This is a genomic window from Saccharopolyspora sp. NPDC002376 (genome assembly GCF_053593195.1).
Genome location: NZ_JBSFBZ010000031.1, coordinates 67,216 through 85,746 on the forward strand (window position 1 = coordinate 67,216; position 18,531 = coordinate 85,746).

16 protein-coding genes and 1 pseudogene are annotated in these 18,531 nt (G+C 67.4%); 11 read left to right on the plus strand and 6 right to left on the minus strand.

Annotated elements, in window-relative coordinates; genetic code table 11:
* The first annotated feature begins 115 nt into the window (after nt 1-115).
* Genes ACWCO2_RS21235 through ACWCO2_RS21275 form a run of 9 tightly spaced genes read left to right on the plus strand, consistent with a single transcriptional unit; the run spans nt 116 to nt 8,695 of the window.
* Nucleotides 116-925, plus strand: a complete 810-nt coding sequence (locus ACWCO2_RS21235; RefSeq protein WP_450129481.1) for an MlaE family ABC transporter permease — start codon at nt 116-118, stop codon at nt 923-925.
* A complete protein-coding gene (locus tag ACWCO2_RS21240) occupies nt 925-1,746 on the plus strand; it encodes an MlaE family ABC transporter permease (RefSeq protein ID WP_450129482.1) in 822 nt (273 codons plus the stop codon). Before ACWCO2_RS21235 ends, ACWCO2_RS21240 begins: the two co-directional genes overlap by 1 nt.
* Before the next feature lies 1 nt (nt 1,747).
* Entirely contained in the window at nt 1,748-2,932 is a 1,185-nt protein-coding gene (locus tag ACWCO2_RS21245) for an MCE family protein (protein ID WP_450129483.1), read from the plus strand.
* Nucleotides 2,929-3,918 (plus strand): MCE family protein, encoded by a 990-nt coding sequence (locus ACWCO2_RS21250; RefSeq protein WP_450129484.1) that lies wholly within the window; start codon nt 2,929-2,931, stop codon nt 3,916-3,918. Before ACWCO2_RS21245 ends, ACWCO2_RS21250 begins: the two co-directional genes overlap by 4 nt.
* Nucleotides 3,915-4,892 carry an MCE family protein gene (locus ACWCO2_RS21255; protein WP_450129485.1) on the plus strand — a complete coding sequence of 326 codons (978 nt, stop codon included), beginning with the start codon at nt 3,915-3,917 and terminating at the stop codon, nt 4,890-4,892. Before ACWCO2_RS21250 ends, ACWCO2_RS21255 begins: the two co-directional genes overlap by 4 nt.
* Nucleotides 4,889-5,962 (plus strand): MCE family protein, encoded by a 1,074-nt coding sequence (locus ACWCO2_RS21260; RefSeq protein ID WP_450129486.1) that lies wholly within the window; start codon nt 4,889-4,891, stop codon nt 5,960-5,962. Before ACWCO2_RS21255 ends, ACWCO2_RS21260 begins: the two co-directional genes overlap by 4 nt.
* Entirely contained in the window at nt 5,959-6,975 is a 1,017-nt protein-coding gene (locus tag ACWCO2_RS21265) for an MCE family protein (protein ID WP_450129487.1), read from the plus strand. Before ACWCO2_RS21260 ends, ACWCO2_RS21265 begins: the two co-directional genes overlap by 4 nt.
* Nucleotides 6,972-8,171, plus strand: coding sequence for an MlaD family protein (locus ACWCO2_RS21270; RefSeq protein ID WP_450129488.1), 1,200 nt, complete (start codon nt 6,972-6,974; stop codon nt 8,169-8,171). The genes ACWCO2_RS21265 and ACWCO2_RS21270 overlap by 4 nt, the downstream gene beginning before the upstream one ends.
* The gene (locus ACWCO2_RS21275) at nt 8,171-8,695 is read left to right on the plus strand and encodes a hypothetical protein (protein ID WP_450129489.1); all 525 of its coding nucleotides are present in this window, start codon (nt 8,171-8,173) and stop codon (nt 8,693-8,695) included. Before ACWCO2_RS21270 ends, ACWCO2_RS21275 begins: the two co-directional genes overlap by 1 nt.
* Before the next feature lie 51 nt (nt 8,696-8,746).
* On the opposite strand, the pseudogene ACWCO2_RS21280 reads toward ACWCO2_RS21275, so the two are convergent.
* Both ACWCO2_RS21280 and ACWCO2_RS21285 read right to left on the minus strand, forming a co-directional pair.
* Nucleotides 8,747-9,305, minus strand: a pseudogene (locus tag ACWCO2_RS21280) (IS3 family transposase); the annotation flags it as partial.
* A gap of 126 nt (nt 9,306-9,431) precedes the next feature.
* Entirely contained in the window at nt 9,432-10,622 is a 1,191-nt protein-coding gene (locus tag ACWCO2_RS21285; RefSeq protein ID WP_450129490.1) for a four-carbon acid sugar kinase family protein, read from the minus strand.
* Nucleotides 10,623-11,015: 393 nt separating this feature from the next.
* Here ACWCO2_RS21285 and ACWCO2_RS21290 point away from each other — a divergent pair, with 393 nt between their 5' ends.
* Together ACWCO2_RS21290 and ACWCO2_RS21295 are read left to right on the plus strand one after the other, a co-directional pair.
* Nucleotides 11,016-12,590 (plus strand): BCCT family transporter, encoded by a 1,575-nt coding sequence (locus tag ACWCO2_RS21290; protein WP_450129491.1) that lies wholly within the window; start codon nt 11,016-11,018, stop codon nt 12,588-12,590.
* A gap of 163 nt (nt 12,591-12,753) precedes the next feature.
* Nucleotides 12,754-12,885, plus strand: a complete 132-nt coding sequence (locus ACWCO2_RS21295; RefSeq protein WP_450129492.1) for a hypothetical protein — start codon at nt 12,754-12,756, stop codon at nt 12,883-12,885.
* A gap of 7 nt (nt 12,886-12,892) precedes the next feature.
* On the opposite strand, the gene ACWCO2_RS21300 is transcribed toward ACWCO2_RS21295, so the two are convergent.
* The 4 genes from ACWCO2_RS21300 to ACWCO2_RS21315 all read right to left on the minus strand — a co-directional run bounded on the left by ACWCO2_RS21300 (nt 12,893) and on the right by ACWCO2_RS21315 (nt 18,375).
* Nucleotides 12,893-16,828, minus strand: coding sequence for a HAMP domain-containing protein (locus tag ACWCO2_RS21300; protein ID WP_450129493.1), 3,936 nt, complete (start codon nt 16,826-16,828; stop codon nt 12,893-12,895).
* A 24-nt stretch (nt 16,829-16,852) separates the two neighbouring features.
* On the minus strand, nt 16,853-17,509 hold the full coding sequence (locus ACWCO2_RS21305) for a response regulator (RefSeq protein ID WP_450129494.1): 657 nt from the start codon (nt 17,507-17,509) through the stop codon (nt 16,853-16,855).
* A 130-nt stretch (nt 17,510-17,639) separates the two neighbouring features.
* Complete coding sequence (locus ACWCO2_RS21310; protein WP_450129495.1) at nt 17,640-18,059, minus strand: CBS domain-containing protein; 420 nt, start codon at nt 18,057-18,059, stop codon at nt 17,640-17,642.
* A gap of 79 nt (nt 18,060-18,138) precedes the next feature.
* Nucleotides 18,139-18,375, minus strand: a complete 237-nt coding sequence (locus ACWCO2_RS21315; protein WP_450129496.1) for a hypothetical protein — start codon at nt 18,373-18,375, stop codon at nt 18,139-18,141.
* Between the last annotated feature and the right edge of the window lie 156 nt (nt 18,376-18,531).

Sequence of the window (18,531 nt, forward strand, 5' to 3'; positions counted from 1 at the left end):
CGGAACCAAGACCGTGATCGGAACCGACAGACGCGGAAACCGGACCACGACCCACAAATCAAAGCCGCTCGCTCGTTCGAGGTCCTGCAGGCGCCTCGACGGGGAGGAGTGCCGGATGTACCGGGGATTGCCCACCGCCCGCGGCCCGATCGCCGATGCACTGCTGCAAGCCGGTCTGCTACTGGACTTCACCGTGCGCACCACCAGCGCCGTCTTCCGGACCATCGGCCGGGCCCGGTTCAACGTCGCGGAATTCCTGCGGCAAGCGACGTTCCTGGCCTCAGTCACCACCCTTCCCGCGTTGCTGGTGACGATCCCGCTGGGCGTCGTGGTGGCGCTCAACGTCGGTTCGCTGGCCGGCCAGCTGGGCGCGCAGGGCTACGGCGGCGCGGTGGTGGCGTTCGTGATCGTCGGTCAGGCCGCGCCGCTGATCTGCGCGCTGATGATCTCCGGCGTCGGCGGCTCGGCGATGTGCGCGGACCTGGGCGCGCGCAAGATCCGCGACGAGGTCGACGCCCTCGAGGTGATGGGGATCCCGGTCGTCGAGCGGCTGGTAGTGCCCCGGGTGGTGGCCGCGATGGTGGTAAACGCACTGCTGGCGTGCATCGTGCTGCTGGTCGGCATCGCGACGACGTTCCTGTTCCAGGTCCTGGTGCTCGGGGACGCACCGGGGGCTTTCCTGCGCACCCTGACGCAGTTCTCCCGCGTCCCGGACTTCGTCGTGGCGCTGCTGAAGGCCGCGATGTTCGCGGTGCTGGCCGCGCTGGTGTCCTGCTTCAAGGGCCTGACCGCCAAAGGCGGACCCGGCGGGGTGGCCACCGCCGTCAACGAAGCCGTGGTGATCTCGTTCATCCTGGTCTTCGTCGCCAACGCGGTCATCACCGAGCTGTACCCGGTGCTAGTCCCGGCGAAGGGCGAGTACTGATGGCGCGCGGACGCAGGTCCGCGGTGGACCTGCTGGCCGCCGCCGGGTTGCACTTCACCTGCTACCTCAAGGCGTTCGCTGCCATCCCGCACGTGCTGGCGCGCTACTGGCGCGATGTGGCGCGCCTAGTCGGCGAGATCAGCCTCGGTTCGGCCTCGCTGCTGGCCGGCGGCGGCACGATCGGCGTGGTGTTCGCGATGTCGTTCGTCTCGAGCACCCAGGTCGGCCTCGAGGGCTATCGCGGACTCGACCTGCTCGGCCTGTCCCCGATGACCGGCCTGGCCGCCGCCGTGGTGAACACCCGAGAGATCGCGCCGCTGGTCGCCAGCATCGCGCTCGCCGCCAAGGTCGGCACCGGGTTCACCGCGCAGCTGGGGGCGATGCGCATCTCCGAGGAGATCGACGCCCTGGAAGCGATGTCGGTGCGGTCGCTTCCGTACCTGGTCAGCACCCGGATGATGGCGGCGTTCCTGTCGGTCATCCCGCTGTACCTGGTGGGTCTGTTCGCCTCCTACCTCGCCACCGGGGTCGCGGTGGTGCAGCTCAACGGCGTCTCCGAAGGCACCTACAACTACTACTTCCGGCTCGTGCTCACCTCCGACGACGTGTTCTTCTCGCTGATCAAGGCAGTCGCCTTCGCGATCGTGGTGACGCTGGTGCACTGCGCCTACGGCTACTACGCCAGCGGTGGCCCGGAAGGCGTCGGCAAGGCCGCTGGACGCGCGCTGCGCACCAGCATCGTGACCATCACGGTCGCCGATGTGCTGCTGAGCATCGCCTTCTGGGGTGTGCGGCCGACGTTGCCGGCGCTGGGGATATGACATGACCGAGCCGCTGGGAGCCAACGCGCGCCGAACACTCGCAGCACGCGGGATATCTGGACTGCTCGCGCTGGCCCTGGTGGCCGTACTGATCGTCCTCGGCGGTGCGGGCGCGTTGCGCGCGAAACCCGAAGTCACGACGGTGTTTCCAGTCGAAGCCGGGTTGATCCGGCCGGAAACCCCCGTCCAGTATCGCGGCGTGCGGGTCGGCCGGTTGGCCGCCGTCGAGCCCAGGCTCTCCGGTTCCCGGCTGACGTTGCGGATGGAACCCGACAGCTTCGCCGACATCCCGGGCGATGTGCGGGTCCGGTTGATGCCGCGCACCGTCTTCGGCGACCAGTGCCTCGACCTCGTCATCCCGGAGACCTCCGCTGGAACATCGCTCTCGCCCGGTGCTCAGCTCGCTGCCGATGACTCCCGCCCCACCATGCAGCTCTACCACGCCTACAACCGCCTCTACGACCTGGTGGATTCGCTGCGACCAGCACAGCTCCAGGTCTCGCTCTCCGCACTGGCCGAGGCGCTGCGTGGACGCGGTGAACAGCTGGGCGAACTGATCGACGACGCAGCCCAACTGACTGCCGATCCGCCGCTGACCGGCGAGGACTTGGCTGACCTCTCCGCACTCGCCGACGACATCGCCGCCGCCACACCGGATGCGATGCAGGCGTTGGACGACGCCGTCACATTGTCCGGCACTGTTGTGCAGCGTCGGCAGGCCATCGGTGATCTGCTCAGCGCGGGGTTGGCGTTCACCGCTCAGTCGCAGCGGTTCGTCGACGAGAACTCCGAGCGGATCGTCCAGCTCGTGCGGTCGAGTGAGCTGGTCGCCGACGCGCTAGGGCGCCATCCCGGGGTGATTCGCGAGGGCGTGGACGGTCTGGACATCTTCCTCGACGGTGCGAACCGCTCGTTGTCCACCGGATTCTTCAAGATCCGCATGTCCGGGACGTTGCACCGGCCGTACCCCTACGGCCCCGAGGACTGCCCGCGCTATCCCGGCATGGACGGGCCCAACTGCCGCGACGCGCGGCCGCGCGGACCGATCGGTCCGGTGGGTGGTCAGCAGGAACGCGACGTGATGCGCGAGCTCGCGCCGCTGCTTCCCGGGAAACCGCCCGCTCCCGATGCTCTGGGCCTGCTCCTGGGCCCGGTGGTGCGCGGAACGGAGGTCGTCACGCCGTGAAACCTGCGCTCCGGTTCGCCGCCTTCATCGTCGTGTCGCTGTTCTGCGGTGTCGTCGTGGTGAACACGCTGACGGACCCGATGACCGGCCGATCGGTGCCCTACCGCGCGGTGTTCACCGACGTCGCGGGCCTGCAGCCGGGCAGCGAGGTGACCGTGGCCGGCGTGCGGGTCGGCACGGTGACCGAGGTCGCCGCGCGCGGTGGTCTTGCCGAAGTGGACTTCAAAGTCGTCGCTGAGCAGCCCGTCCCCGCCACCGGTCTCGCCGTGATTCGCTACGCCGACCTCACCGGCGCCCGTGCGCTCTCACTGACCTCAGGCCAGGGCGGGCCGCCGTTGCCGCCAGGGGCGACGATCCCGGTCGAACGGACCCGCCCAGCCTTGGACCTCACCGCACTGCTCAACGGTTTCAAACCGCTCTTCGACGCGCTGGAGCCCGCGCAGGTCAACCAGTTGGCGGGCGAGATCGTCGCGGTGTTCCAGGGTGAAGGCGGGACGGTGTCCGCGCTGCTGACGCGGATCGTGTCGCTGACCGATGCCCTGGCCCTCCGCGACGAGACGATCGGCGAAGTGATCGACAACCTCAACTCCGTGCTCGACACGGTGCAGCAGCGGCGCGAGGACCTGCGCGGCCTGGTGGACGGGCTCGGGCGGCTGGCTGCGGAGACCGCGGCCAGCCGACAGGAGATCGCCGCGGCCATCGACAGCGGTTCGGAGGTCGCGGGCTCGCTCGCGCGGCTGCTCGACGGCCTCGGACCGCAGCTGTCTCGCGACGTGCGCTCGGTGCAGGACGTCACGTCGATGCTGGTGCGCAACCAAAGCCAGATCGACGGCGCCGTGCAGGAGATGCCCGCGTTCCTGAACACCTTGGACCGGGCGACGAGCTACGGGTCCTGGGCGAACGTCTACCTGTGCAACCTCAACGTCGCCGTCGACGGCGTCCAGGCGGACCTCGGAGCTGGCCCGCACACGGAGGTCTGCCGATGAGGAAGGTGCTGGTCAACGGAGCGATCGGGGCGATCGTGGTGCTCCTCCTGCTGACCGCGTCCGCGACCGTGCCCCGGGTGATGTTCCTGCTGCGCACCGACGAATACCACGCCGAGTTCGCCAACGCTGCCGGCCTCACCGAAGGAACCCAGGTCATGCTCGCCGGGGTGCCGTCGGGCCGGGTGACCGACGTGGCGTTGGCCGGGGATCGGGTGCGCGTCTCGTTCCGGCTCGACAGCGCGCACAGCCTCGGCTCGGCGACCACCGCCGCGATCAAGCTGCGCACGGTGCTCGGAACCCGCTACCTGAGCGTGGATTCCACCGGCCCAGGCCAACTCTCCCCCGGCCAAACGATCCCGCTGGCCCGGACTTCGGTGCCCTACAGCCTCGACGAGCTCCAAACCAACGCGAAGACCACCGCCGAAGGCCTCGACCTGCCACAGCTGCGCACCATGATCGCCACCTTGGAGGACGTGACGCCGCAAGACCCGAAGTTGCTCGGCGACGCACTCGACGGAGTCGCTACGGCATCGGCGATCATCGGCGAACGCGGCGAACAGCTACAAGAACTGCTGCGCAGCACCCAGACCTTGACCACGACCCTGGTTGAGCAACAGGACACGCTGGTGACGCTGCTGGGCGATGCGCAGCTGGTGGCAGACACGCTGCAGCAGCGCCGGATGGTCCTCCGCCAGCTCATCACCGACGTGGACACCGTCGTCGATCACCTGCACCGGCTGGTCGCGGACAACCGGGACGTCCTGGATCCGCTGCTGAACGACCTGCACGCGGTCACCGACTCGCTGGCACGCAACGACAAAGCCATCGACGAGAGCCTGCAACGACTCGGTCCGACGGGCCGGTATCTGGCCAACGCGACCGGAAACGGGCCCTGGACCGATGTCTCGGCACCGCTGGGACCGGTCCCGGACAACGTGCTGTGCGCGGCCGGGTTGTTCAAGGGGTGCCGATGAGCCGGAAGCTGCTGATCATCTGCTGCGTGCTGGGCGCGCTGGTCACTGGTGCCTGGTTCACCGTGCTGGCGCCGCGCCCGCAGCTGCGCGTGGCCGCCGATTTCACCTTCGCCGACGGCATCTTCCCCGGAAGCCGGGTGGCGATCCTCGGGGTCGCGGTGGGCCGGGTCGAGTTCGTGGAGCCGCAGGGCTCGACCGTGCGAGTGCGGATGTCCATGCCCGCCGACACCGCGCTCCCGGCGGACGCGCACGCCTACATCATGAGCCCAGCGATCATCAGCGACCGCTACGTCGAGCTGGGACCTGCGCATACCGACGGCCCGCAGCTGACCGATGATGCGCTGATCCCAGTGCAGCGCACCCATTCCCCGATCCGGTTCGACCAGTTGGCCGCGTCCTTGGACACGCTGATGGCTGCTTTCGGACCGTCCGGCGGCGATCCCGGCGTGCTCGACCGACTGCTGCGCAGCAGCGCGGCCTCGCTGGACGGTCAGGGGCCGCGGATCCGGGATGCGATCACCAATCTGTCGCGGGCCAGCGAAGTGCTGGCCACGAACAGCGGCGACATCGGGTCGGTGGTGGACAACCTCGACCAGCTGGTGCAGCTGTTGGTCCGCCACCGCGACACCGTGGACTCGCTGGCCGCCTCCACGGCGCAGGCAGGAGCGGATTTCCAGGCTCAGCAGGCGGAAATCAGCGATGCGCTCACAAAGCTGTCCGACGCGTTGGTGACCGTCGACGACCTGGTGCGGCGCCATGGCGAGCAGCTCGGCGGTGACGTCGGTCAGCTGTCCCAGTTCGCCGGCACCCTGGCCGCTCGACAGCAAGAACTGGCCGAGACTCTGGACACGACGCCGCTGGCGATGGACAACTTCAGCCGCGCCGTTACCCCGGACCAACGCCTGCGGTTGCGGCTGACGATTTCCACGAACCTCAGCCAGACCGACACCACCGCCCAGCTGTGCCAGCATTTGCCGCTGCCACTGTGCGCCGGTGCGGGCATCACCAACCCGGTCCCGTTCCCGCCGGACATCGAGCCGCTGCGCGCGGTGCTGGGAGGTGGCCGGTGAAACGCCTCGTGTTCGCTGCACTGCTCCTGACCACGTCGTGCGGGCTGAGTCTCCAGAACGCGCCCATCGGTACAGGTGGTTCCGGGTACCAGGTCACCGCAGTGTTCGCCGATGTCGGCCTCCTGCCGAAGGGCGGTGCGGTGCGGCTGGGCCAGGGCGTGGTGGGAAGGGTGTCGAACATCGGCACCGAGGACTTCCGCGCGATCGTCGAGCTCGACATCGACCAGGAGGTGCAGTTGCCGGTGGGCACCACGGCGCGCCTGGAACTCGCCTCACCGCTGGGCGAGGAGTTCGTGGTCCTGCAACCACCATCCACACCCAGCGGAGAGGTGCTGACCGACGGCTCGGTGATCCCGCTCGAGCAGACCTCCCGCGGCCCGGATGTGGAGAACGCGCTGGCAGCGGCCAGCACCCTGCTCAACGGCGCAGGCCTCGACCAGGCGCGAACCGTCATCATGGAGCTCAACACCGCGCTCACCGGCCGCGGACAGCAGGTGCGCGACCTGCTGGGCCAGCTGGAGCGGACCCTGACCTCCCTGGACCAGCACCGTGCCGAACTCACCCACCTCATCGACTCGGTACACGCGACCTCGCAGCACCTGGCCGACAACCAGGCCTCGTTGGACGCCGCACTCACCGAGGCGCGGCCCGCGATCGACGTGCTGCTCGCCGAACGCGAGCGGTTCACCGCGCTGCTGGACAACACCGCTTCGCTGAGCACTGCCACTGCCGTGCTCGTGGAGCGGACTGACGAGTCGCTGACCCGGCAGGTCGAGAAGTTCCGGCCGGTGCTGGCCGATTTGCGTTCCCTCGACAGCGGCCTGACCGCCACGGTGAGTTCGCTGCGCCGGTTCTTCGACCTGATCCAACAGGCAACGCCCGGGGACTACGTGCTGTTCAACGGCACGCTCGACGTTCCGGGAACCGTGGTGCAACTGCTCGCCCCCGGAGCGCCGATGCCGCCGCCGGCTTCGGGCGATGTCAGTTCGATCCTGCGCGGAGGTACCCGATGAACCGCCGCCTCGTCCTGGCCCAGCTCGCGCTGTTCCTGGCGATCAGCATCGCCTGCACCTACTACGTGATCACCAACGTCGCCGGGCCAGGCGCATTGCGCGATCCGATCATGGTGACCGCGCGAATGCCCGACGCGGCATCGATCACCCCGAGCTCCCAGGTCACCTACCGGGGAGTGGTCGTCGGCACTGTGTCCGATGTGCACGTCGACCCTGGTGGGGACGGGGTTTCGGTCCAGCTCACATTGCACCCCGATGCACAGGTTCCGGCCGACAGCGACGCTGTGATCAGCATGGCCACTCCCCTGGCCGTGCAGACCGTGGACCTGCAACCCGCCAGCAGCTCCGGGCCCTATCTCCACGACGGCAGCACCATCGATGCGGGACGCACGAGACGCCCGATCCCACTGGACACCTTGCTGGTGCACTTCACGGAGCTCAGCGAGCAGTTGCGTCCGGAAGACGTTTCCGCGGTCACCGAAGCGCTCTCCACCGGGCTCGCGGGCAAAGGCCCAGAGCTGACTCGCATCCTCGACAACTCAGCGACTCTGCTCAAAGCCACCCGCGAGCACCGACCTCAGTTAGACCGGCTGATCAACAACGCTCGCCCCCTGGCCGGCCCCGACGGCGACCGGATCCGCGACCTGACAGCAGGCCTGCGCTCGCTGTCCGGGCAGATCCGCGAGCACCAATCGGAACTCAACCGAATCCTGGACACCGCCCCCAGCGCCACTCAACGCCTCGCCGAACTGTTCGCGCGCAACGACCCGGCCACAACGGCGCTCCTGGGCAACCTGGTCACCACCGGCCAGATCGTCACGGTCCGCACCCCCGCCCTGGACCAGCTGCTCATCTCATTACCGGAAGCGCTGTCCGGCCTGGGCGGCGTGGTCCACGGCGACACCGCCGACCTGTACCTGATCGGCACCCAAGGCCCGATCTGCGCCACCGGGGCAGAACGCCGTTCCCCCACCGAGGTGGACCCCCGCGAAGCCGACTTGAACGGCCACTGCCCACCGGACCAGCCCAACGTCGGCCAGCGTGGCGCGGCCAATGCCCCGCGCCCGGCGATGACCACCTACGACCCGGCCACGGGCAGAACCCCGGTCGGCGTCCAACTCGGCACCGCGGGCGGCCAAGCGGCGATCCTCGGCCCACGGTCCTGGTATTCCGTACCGCTGCAAGGAGTCCGCTGATGACCGACACCGAAGAAACCGAACCCGAGCGCAAGTCCCTGCTCCAGAGGGTGTGGCAGCCGAAGAGCCTATTCGTCCTCGCCCTGCTGATAGCCGTCTTCGGGATGCTGGGTGCCCTCGGTTCACAGCTGCAGCAGGCACAAGCTGTCGAGGACGCTCGTCGCAGTGCGCTGGACGCGGCGCGCACTTATGCGACGGACCTGTCCACTTACGACTTCAACAGTCTGGACCGGAACTTCTCGGCCGTCACCGCCAACTCGCACGGACAGTTCGCTGAGCAGTACAAGGAGATCAGCGGCAGTCTGACCGAGTTGATCAGGCAGAACCGTGCCGTGTCGAAGGGAACGGTCGTGTCCGCCGGGGTCGCCGAAGCGGACCAGCAACGGGCTGTTGTGACGTTGTTCGTTGATCAGGAGATCACTAACGTCAACAGCCCTGAGCCTCGTATTGACCGGAATCGGATGCAGATGACTCTTGTGCGTTCTGATTCTCGTTGGCTTATCGAGGACATCAAGTTGCTTTAGGGTGGTTTGGGGACTGCCCGGAGTTGGGTTGTCACTCGGGGTTGACTGGTGTCAGGCCGCGTGTGCGGCGGTATAGATGGTCTCAAACTCGACCGGGGTGACTTTGCCCAGGCGTCGTTGCCTGCGTTTGCGGTGATATTTGGTCTCGATCCAGGACACGATCGCCAGCCGCAGTTCCTCACGGGTGTGCCACCACCTAGTGTCGAGAATATTCTTTTGCAGCAAGGAGAAGAACGATTCCATCGCGGCGTTGTCCCCACACGCGCCGACCCTGCCCATGGATCCGGCCAGCTGGTGGCGTCGCAGTAGTCGCCGGAACTTCTTCGACCGGCACCGGCGGACCCGACTTGCGGAACCGGCCCTTTTTCTTGGCATGCAACGAAAAGATGCTTTGCATCGAGCAGATCCGCCACACCCGGTTCTCCGACGCGGTGAACCCACGCTGGGCGAGTTCATCGGCTATGAACCGGTACCCCTCGCCCGGGTCGTCGGCGTGAATGTCGAGCGCGGCATTGATCAGATGCGCGTCGTCCCAGTCGCGTTGCGAGACCGGATCACCGCGCCATTGGTAGTAGGCCTGCCGGGAGATGCCCAGCACCCTGCACGTCACGACGGGCCACCGCCACCACGTCGTCACAGAACTCCTGGGGGTAGGGCTTGGGCAGGTGGCCTACTTCCAGGTGAGGCCACAGCCTCACACATCAGGTGACAACCGAACCCTGGGCAGCCCCGGGAGTCAGAAATCCCGCCCAGACCGAGCCGCGGTAACCGCCCGGTGCAAGGTCTCCGGCGTACCAAACCCACCAGCCTTGGTAATCACATACCCAGGCTGAGGCTCGGTACGAGCCAGAACCACCCCCGGCTCAAGCTCGTTCAGCAACCGCAAACCAGTAACGCCACGCCGACTCAACACCGCCCGAGCGGTCTCACCCCCGGTAAGCACCAACAACGCAGCCCCACTAGTCGCAGGTGCGCAAACCTCAGCGAGCGCCGTGTTCAGCCGCCGTGCAATGCTGACGTCCACCGGACCGTCCAAGGTGACCACGACGTCACCCGTCTTCAACGCATCCCGAACCTGTTCAGACATCCGCGCAAGCGCAGCAGCGTTGGCATCGAGCAAGTTCCGCACCGATAACCGCCGGGTGTGCGGGAAGTGCTCGGCCAAGAACTCGGCCTGCTGACGCGAGATTCCGCTGGCACTACCGACCACGGCGAGCGCATAGCCGTTGACCGGCGGTGGCGGTTCCACCTCGCGTCCCGGCCTCAACTGTTCGGCGAGCGCATCAGCCAGTCCCGACGACCCCACCCAACGAGGCTGCTCCGGAGCAGCCATCCCAGCCGTCACAACAGCCCGAAGATCACTCTCCGCCACAGCATCGCACACAACAACGTCAACCTCAGCGAGCAGCTCAGCCAGACGAACCCGAAGCGCTGCGCCACCACCCCGAATCGAGGCGAGCGCGATGTGCTTCACCGAGAGCGGTTTGAGCGCCGAGACGATGTCCGCCGGCGGTTCGGCATCCTCGGCCGCCCAGGCTTCCGTGTGCTGCAAGGGAATTCCGTCGATGTGGACGACACCGCCGAGGACAGTTCGCCCAGTGGCCGGGGACGCCGGGCACAGCAGCACTCCTCCGCCGCCAGCGTGCGCCACGATCGCGCCGATCTCAGCGGCCAGGTTGCCGCGCAGTGTTGAGTCGACCTTCTTGAACACGACCCGGCCGTCGGAGTGGCCGCGCAGTGCCTCCGCCACTCGTTTCGCCGCCAGCTCTGGGGCCACGTGCCTGCTGTCCGTGTCGGCGACGAAGACCTCTGCGTCTCCGGTGTCGTCCAAAGCGAGCAGTGTGCGCATTTCGCGCAATGCAAAGGGAACACCGGAGTCACCGGCACCGCTGAGGTCGTCCGCCACAACCAGCACTCGCGATCCCATGGTCACCTGCTTTTCTTTTCGCCACAGCCCAATTCGGCCACCCGCCACTCCCCCACCGCAGCGACGGGATCACCATAGACAGGTCTGCGCGATTCGCGCAATACTGCGCATAACAGCGTCCGGAACACGCAACGACATCGGGGTTGACCAGCGCCAGGAGATGCTCCGGTAGGGTCTCCTGTTCGGCGGCGGGCCTTTCCGCGCGGCACCTGCTCGCACCGCCCAGATCCAGCATTCGCTGCGCCGCGATCATCGACAGGAAGAGCTTCCACCAGTCCCACACTGCGCCCGCCGTCGACGCGCAACACCCGTCCGGCCGCGGCGCATCCCCGCCCTGCTCTTCCTGCGCGGATGCCGAGAGCAGGCAATCACGCTTCAACTGGAGTTCAACTCATGGCGCGAGCCAACTCAACTTCGTCCCCGCCTGATCGGCTGGGCACGGTCTTCTACACGTCGGTGGCGTTGTGCGCGCTGTTCGTGCTCTGGGCCACCGCGTTCACCGACAGCCTCGACACCGTCACCAAAGCGGCGCTGGACTGGCTCACCGGTTCCTTCGGGTGGGTCTACCTGGTGGCCAGCCTGGCCATGCTGGGCTTTCTGGCCGTGCTCGCGTTCAGCCGCTACGGACGCATCCGGCTCGGCGCGGACAGCGACCGCCCGGAGTTCAGCACGATCAGCTGGCTGGCGATGATCCTGGCCGCCGTGATGGGCATCGGCCTCGTCTCCTACGGCGTGTCCGAACCCATCACCCACTTCGTCAACCCGCCGCACGACCTGGCTCAGCCCGGCACCAAACACGCCGCCGCGGTCGCGATGCAGTACTCGTTCTTCGACTGGGGCTTGCACGCCTGGGCGATCTTCGCGGTGTTCGGCATCGCGCTCGGGTACTCGACCCACCGCAAGGGGCGCAAGGGCCTGGTCAGCCCGATGCTGCGCCCGCTGCTGGGCGACCGCGTCGAAGGACCGCTCGGCAAGGCGATCGACGTGCTGGCGATCTTCGCGACACTGTTCGGCACCACCACGTCGCTCGGCCTGGGCGCGCTGCAGATCAACGGTGGTTTGGCCAGGGTGTTCGGCGCCTCCGGCGGCACCGGCACGCTCATCGCGATCATCGCGGTCGTCACGCTGCTGTTCACGATCTCCGCGATCACCGGTCTGCACAAGGGAATCCGCTTCCTCAGCGAGACCAGCATGGTCCTGACCGTGGTGCTATTCGGCTTCGTTCTGATCCTCGGCCCGACCGGGTTCGTGTTCAACCTGCTGGTGGAATCGCTGGGCCTCTACGTCGGCGACTTCATCCCGATGAGCCTGCGCACCGGGACCTTCGGCCAACTGGAGTGGATGCAGGGCTGGACCTACTTCATGCTCGCCTGGTGGATCTCGTGGAGCGCCTTCGTCGGCGTGTTCCTGGCCCGAATCTCGAAGGGCCGCACCATCCGGGAGTTCGTGCTGGCGGTGCTCGGCGTGCCTAGCGCGGTGTTCTTCCTCTGGTTCACCGCCTTCGGCGGGTCGGCGATCTTCCACGATTCCTTCAACGGCGGCCACATCGCGCAGGCCGCGGCGGAGGACTCGAACAACGCGATCTTCGCCATGCTGGAAACGCTGCCGTGGCCGACCGTGACGTCGGTGATCGCGATGGCGCTGGTCCTGCTGTTCTTCGTCTCCGGCGCCGACGCCAACACGTTCGTGCTGAGCATGTTGTCCTCCAACGGCACGGCCCGGCCACGGACGTCAGTGCTGGCCTTGTGGGGCGCGCTCACCGGCGTGACCGCGATCGTCCTGCTGCTCGCCGGCGGACTGGACGCCCTGCAGAACACGGTGATCGTCACGGCTGCACCGTTCGTGCTGGTGATGCTCGCGCTCGCTGTCTCGTTGTGGCGGGAGCTCCAGCAGGACCCGCTGTTCTCCACCGACGTCGAGAAGAATCCAGAGCCGGTCGCGACAGGGTCGAAGGACCCGAAAATGTGATTTCCGCCGACCTCCGAGCGCCGGGTGGGGTGCGCACCCGCCCCACCCGGCACAACGGGCCACAGCTGTCCCGACCGTTCGCGAAGTCGCCCGACTACCCGCTTCCACCTGCGGTTATGGTGTCCGGATACAGCCTGCGAGCAATCAACGTCAGGAGTGCGCCATGGCTGACCCGCACGGCATCGACAACTTCGACGCCACCTTCGCGCGCGACCTCGTGTGGGCGCAGAAGTTCCGCGAGCAGCTCGCGGAACTGCCGACCACGCCTTGCGAGGAGCCCGAACAGGTCGACTGAGCGCGCCTCACCCCGGCTCCTCGTCGGCGGTCAGTCCGGCTGGCAGGTGCTCGGAGAGCAGGTCCAGCAGCTGGTTCACGTCGACCGGTTTGCTCATGCATTCAGTAGCGCCAGCGGCGATGCTCTGCTCCCGGTCGCCTTTCATCGCCTTCGCCGTGACCGCGACGATCGTCAGGTCCCGGTAGCGCGGCATCTCCCGGATGAGCCGGATGGTGGCGTTGCCGTCCATCTCCGGCATCATCACGTCCATCAGCACGATCACGATATCCGCATGCTGTTGCAGCGCGCTGAGCCCGGCCAGGGCGTTGTCCGCGTGCACCACCTGCAGCCCGTGCTGCTCCAGCAGCGTCATGATCGCCTGCACGCTGCGGTAATCGTCGTCGACCACCAGCACCTTCTCGCCGTTGAACCGCGGTGACGTGTGCTGCTCGGGCTCGCTGGAGCGCCGCATGTGCTGGTGGCCCTCCTGCCGGATCAGCTCGGTCGAGCGCATCGGCGGGTCGATGCCCTCCGCGGAGACGTCCATGCTGCTCTCCGCCTCGCTCGGCGGATGCGTCCGGGTGACCGGTCCCTCCGCTTGTTCAGGCACCACCGCTGACTTGGTCTCCACCGGCAGGTAGAGGATGAAGGTGCTACCGTGCCCGGGTTCACTGCGCACCTGCAGCTCGCCGCCGAGCAGTGCGGTCAGCTCGCGGCTGATGGACAGTCCCAGTCCGGTGCCGCCGTACCTGCGGACCGTGGTGCCGTCGACTTGCTGGAAGGCTTCGAAGATCAGGTTCAGCTTGTCGGCGGGGATGCCGATGCCGGTGTCGCGGACCGCGAACGCCAGCCGCTGGTTCGCCCGCCGCAGGCTCTGGCCGGTGACCTCGGTGGGCTGGGCCAGGCGGACCCGCAGTTCGACCCGCCCCTTGTCGGTGAACTTCACCGCGTTGGACAGCAGGTTGCGCACGATCTGCTCCAGCCTGCTGCGATCGGTGCGCACGGTCGGCGGCACCGACGGCGCCACGACCACGTCGAAATCCAGTCCCTTGTCCGCCGCCAGCGGTCGGTACAGCGATTCGACGTGCGCGGCCAGGTCGGCCAGCTCCACGTCCTCCGGCAGCAGGTGCATCTGGCCGGCTTCCACTTTGGACAGATCGAGCACGTCGTTGATCAATTGCAGCAGGTCGGTGCCGGCCTGGTGCACGGTCTTGGCCAGGTCCACCTGCTGCGGGGTCAGGTTCCCGTCCATGTTGTCCGCCAGCAGTCGCGCCAGGATCAGCACGCTGTTGAGCGGGGTCCGCAGCTCGTGCGACATGTTGGCCAGGAACTCCGACTTGTAGGCCGAGGCCTGGGACAGCTGCCGGGCGCGTTCTTCGAGTTCCTGCCGGGCCTGCTCGATCTCGATGTTCTTGAGCTCGATGTCGCGGTTTCGGGTGGCCAGCAGCGCGGCCTTCTCCTCCAGTTCGGAGTTGGAGCGCTGGAGTTCGGTCTGCTGTTCCTGCAGCTGCTCGGAGCGGGCCTGCAGTTCTCTGGCCAGGTGCTGAGATTCGCCCAGCAGCGACTCGGTGCGCGAGTTGACCACGATGGTGTTGACATCGACGCCGATGGTTTCCTTCAGACGTTCCAGCAGGTCCAGGTGCACCGGGGTGAACTCGGTGACAGAGGCGAGTTCGATGACGGCGAGGACCTCGCCTTCGAACAACACCGGCACGATCGCCACGTTCGTCGGGGTCATCTCACCGAGCCCGGTGCCGATCCGGATGTGGCCGGGCGGTGCATTGTTCACCACGATGGACTTGCGGTCGACCGCGACCTGACCGACGAGCGACTCCCCCGGTTCGAAGCGCAGCGCACGGCCGTTGCCCGGCGGGCAGCCGTAACCGGCGGTGCGTTCCAGGAACGCGTGCCCGCTCTGGTCTATCCGGTTCAGGAAGAACGCGCCGTACTGGGCCGACACCAGCGGCGCGAGTTCGCTCATGATCAGCTGAGCGAGCGCGTCCAGGTCGTGCTGACCCTGCATCAACGCCGACATCTGGGCCAGGTTGGTCTTGAGCCAGTCCTGCTCCTGGTTGTCCCGGGTGGTCTCCTTGAGGTTGCTGATCATCGCGTTGATGTTGTCCTTGAGCTCGGCGACCTCACCGGAGGCGTCCACCGTAATCTGCCTGGTGAGGTCCCCTTCGGTGACCGCGGTGGCCACCTGCGCGATCGCCCGCACCTGGGTGGTGAGATTGCTGGCGAGCCGGTTGACGTTCTCGGTGAGCCGCTGCCAGGTGCCGGAGACGTCGGCGACCTCGGCCTGACCACCGAGCTTGCCCTCGGTGCCGACCTCGCGCGCCACCCGGGTCACTTCGGCGGCGAAGGCCGAGAGCTGGTCGACCATCGTGTTGATGGTCGTCTTCAGCTCGAGGATCTCCCCGCGGGCGTCGACGTCGATCTTCTTCGACAGATCGCCCTGCGCCACTGCGGTGGTCACCTGGGCGATGTTGCGCACCTGATTGGTCAGGTTGCGGGCCATGATGTTGACGTTGTCGGTCAAGTCCTTCCAGGTGCCCGCGACGTTGGGCACCCGCGCCTGACCGCCGAGGCTGCCTTCGGTGCCGACCTCGCGGGCGACCAAGGTGACCTGCTCGGCGAAGGCGCGCAGTGTCTCGACCATCCCGTTGATCGTCTCGGCCAGCGCAGCGACCTCGCCCTTGGCCTCCACGGTGATCTTCTTCGACAGGTCTCCCCCGGCCACCGCGGTGGCCACCAGCGCGATGTTGCGCACCTGATTGGTCAGGTTGTCGGCCATGATGTTGACGTTGTCGGTCAAGTCCTTCCAGGTGCCGGCCACGCCGTGCACCCGCGCCTGACCACCGAGCTTGCCCTCCGTGCCGACCTCGCGCGCCACCCGGGTGACCTCGTCGGCGAAGGCCGAGAGCTGGTCGACCATCGTGTTGATCGTGTTCTTCAGCTCCAGGATTTCCCCGCGGGCGTCCACGTCGATCTTCTTCGACAGATCACCCCGCGCCACCGCGGTGGCCACCTGCGCGATGCTGCGCACCTGATTGGTCAGGTTGCGGGCCATGAAGTTGACCGATTCGGTCAGAGCGCGCCAGGTTCCGGCCGCGCCGGGCACTTCGGCCTGACCGCCCAGCCGTCCCTCGTTGGCCGCATCGCGGGCCACCCGGGTCACCTCGTCGGCCAAGGCGGAAAGCTGGTCGACCATCGTGTTGATGGTTTCCTTCAGCTCCAGGGTCTCGCCGGAGACCTCGACGGTGATCTTGCGGCTGAGGTCGCCGGCGGCAACGGCCTTGGCGACGTGGGAGATGTCGCGCAGCTGTCCGGTCACGTCGGCGGCCATGCCGTTGACCGCATCGGCCAGGTCCAGCCAGGTTCCGGTCAGGCCGGGCACCTGCACCTGGCCGCCGAGTTTGCCCTCGGTGCCGATCTCGCGCGCCACCCGGGTGATCTCCTGGGCGAACAGCGAGAGCTGGTCGAGCATCTCGTTGACCGCGGTGTCCAACCCGGCCATCTCGCCAGGGAGCTTCCCGTCTGCCCCGCGGCGCGACATCCGTTGCGTGAGGTCGCCGCGGGTGAGCGCGTCCAGCACGCGGTTGAGCTCGGCCACCGGTGTCAGCAGGCTGCCGACCACGCCGTTGACCGCGTTCGCCGCGACCGCCCAACCGCCCTGGTTCGCGCCGTCGAGCGCGACGGGTTCGATCGGCCATTCACCGCTGTCGGCGGCATCGCTGACCCGCTGCAGCTCTCCGACCAGCAGTTGGTTGCGCTCGGCGAGTTCGTTGAACACGGTGGCGATCTCGCCGACCAGACCGTCGCCGGAGGGGACCAAGCGGCGTCGGAAGTTGCCGTCCCGCAGCTCCCGCAGGGCTATCACCAGCCTGGTCAGCATCGCGTCTTCGCTCATCCGCGGCGCAACCACCAGTTCCGCGGCCGCGACGTCGGACGGTCGTGACGACATGACAGCCTCCCCGCCACACCCAGCTCAGCGCTTGTTGCGCGAATCCCGGTCGAGTCGCAGTTCGGTGGCCAGCACGGCTGCTTCGCTGCGGTGCCGCATCGACAGCTTGGCCAGCATCTGGGACACGTAGTTCTTGATGGTCTTCTCGGCGAGGAACATCCGCTTGGCGATCTCGCGGTTGGTGAGCCCTTCACCGATCAGCTCCAGCACCTGCCGTTCGCGCGCGGTCAGCACGCGCAGCGGATCCGCCTGCTCCTGCTCCTTGCGCAACCAGGTCAGCATCGCATCGGTCTTCTGCTGGCTCAGCAGCGATTGACCGGACCCAGCGGTGCGGATGGCGCTGACGAGTTCCTGGCTGACCACTCCTTTGAGCACGAAACCGGCCGCGCCGGCCATGATCGCGTCCATCAGCGCGTCGTGGTCGTCGAAGGAGGTGAGCATCAAGCAGCGCAGCGCGGGAAGCTGCGACTGCAGCTCCCGGCACAGCTCGACACCGTTACCGTCGGGCAGCCGCACGTCCAGCACCGCCACGTGCGGCTCCGCCTTGGGCACCCAGGCCATTGCTTCAGCGACGCTGGCTGCTTCCCCGACCAGTTCCAGGTCGTGCTCGGCACCGACCAGCGCTGCGATGCCGCGGCGGATCACGTCGTGGTCGTCGACCACGAACACGCGAATCGTCATCTGGCTCCGCCCCCTTCACCCTCAACCCGGGAAGGGCACTGACCAGCATAAATAGTGCACTGGGAGGCCGCTTCCCGAAGCGCAGCGCTCAGCACCCGGCCGCCGCAGCCGGGTGCTGAGCGCGGCTGAATCATCTGGCCGCGTAGACGCTCTCCACGAAGTGCGCCAACTGCTCGTCGGAGAGGTGGCGGGCCAGGTCTGATTCGCTGATCATGCCGACGAGCTGGTGCTCGGCGATCACCGGTACCCGGCGGATCTGGTGCTGTTCCATCATGGTCAGCACCTTGGCCACGTCGGATCCGGCGTCGACCCAGTGCGGCTTTCCCTGGGCGAGTTCACCGGCCTTCACCTCGGCCGGGTTGCGGCCTTCCGCGCAGCAGCGCAACACGATGTCGCGGTCGGTGATGATGCCGTGCAACCGGTTGTCGCGGCCGCAGATCGGCAGCGATCCGACTTTGAGGTCGCGCATCATCTGCGCAGCCGTGTACAGGCTGTCGTCCTCGTTGACGCACTTGGCCCCTGCATGCATGATGTCGCGCGCGGTGGTCATGGCTAGTCCTTTCGACAGCGGTGCTGGTTGTCCTCGCAATACCCCGCACCGCACGGGACCGAAACCGCGACGCCGAGCGTCAGAACTCGCGCATGAACCGGTCGAACGCGGCGTTGGCCGCGGCCCACTCCTGGGTCAGCAGTTCAGTGGGAACACCCGCGCGTGCTTCAGCGTCGACGGTGACCGCGAACCCCGGCGCGGAAACCCTGCGGCGCAGCTGCACCAAGCACCCACCGGTGGAGCGGCCCAGCCGTTCTCCGTTGTCCTTGGACTCGATCTGCCCCGGCTGCAAGTCGGAGGCGTTGAACTCGGCCATGCCCCTGTTGTAACCCAATCCGCCCGTCGACGCGCTACTTCAGCGGCGCGCTGGCGACGGCGCTGCGGAAGTTGCGGAGGCGGAGGCTGTTGGAGACCACGAACACGGAGCTGAAGGCCATGGCGGCTCCGGCGATCATGGGGTTGAGCAGTCCTG

Coding starts and splice junctions, on each gene's coding strand:
- ACWCO2_RS21235 (WP_450129481.1), top strand. CDS start 116: ATGTACCGGGGATTGCCCACCGCCCGCGGCCCGATCGCCGATGCACTG.
- ACWCO2_RS21240 (WP_450129482.1), top strand. CDS start 925: ATGGCGCGCGGACGCAGGTCCGCGGTGGACCTGCTGGCCGCCGCCGGG.
- ACWCO2_RS21245 (WP_450129483.1), top strand. CDS start 1,748: ATGACCGAGCCGCTGGGAGCCAACGCGCGCCGAACACTCGCAGCACGC.
- ACWCO2_RS21255 (WP_450129485.1), top strand. CDS start 3,915: ATGAGGAAGGTGCTGGTCAACGGAGCGATCGGGGCGATCGTGGTGCTC.
- ACWCO2_RS21260 (WP_450129486.1), top strand. CDS start 4,889: ATGAGCCGGAAGCTGCTGATCATCTGCTGCGTGCTGGGCGCGCTGGTC.
- ACWCO2_RS21270 (WP_450129488.1), top strand. CDS start 6,972: ATGAACCGCCGCCTCGTCCTGGCCCAGCTCGCGCTGTTCCTGGCGATC.
- ACWCO2_RS21275 (WP_450129489.1), top strand. CDS start 8,171: ATGACCGACACCGAAGAAACCGAACCCGAGCGCAAGTCCCTGCTCCAG.
- ACWCO2_RS21285 (WP_450129490.1), bottom strand. CDS start 10,622: ATGGGATCGCGAGTGCTGGTTGTGGCGGACGACCTCAGCGGTGCCGGT.
- ACWCO2_RS21290 (WP_450129491.1), top strand. CDS start 11,016: ATGGCGCGAGCCAACTCAACTTCGTCCCCGCCTGATCGGCTGGGCACG.
- ACWCO2_RS21295 (WP_450129492.1), top strand. CDS start 12,754: ATGGCTGACCCGCACGGCATCGACAACTTCGACGCCACCTTCGCGCGC.
- ACWCO2_RS21300 (WP_450129493.1), bottom strand. CDS start 16,828: ATGTCGTCACGACCGTCCGACGTCGCGGCCGCGGAACTGGTGGTTGCG.
- ACWCO2_RS21305 (WP_450129494.1), bottom strand. CDS start 17,509: ATGACGATTCGCGTGTTCGTGGTCGACGACCACGACGTGATCCGCCGC.
- ACWCO2_RS21310 (WP_450129495.1), bottom strand. CDS start 18,059: ATGACCACCGCGCGCGACATCATGCATGCAGGGGCCAAGTGCGTCAAC.
- ACWCO2_RS21315 (WP_450129496.1), bottom strand. CDS start 18,375: ATGGCCGAGTTCAACGCCTCCGACTTGCAGCCGGGGCAGATCGAGTCC.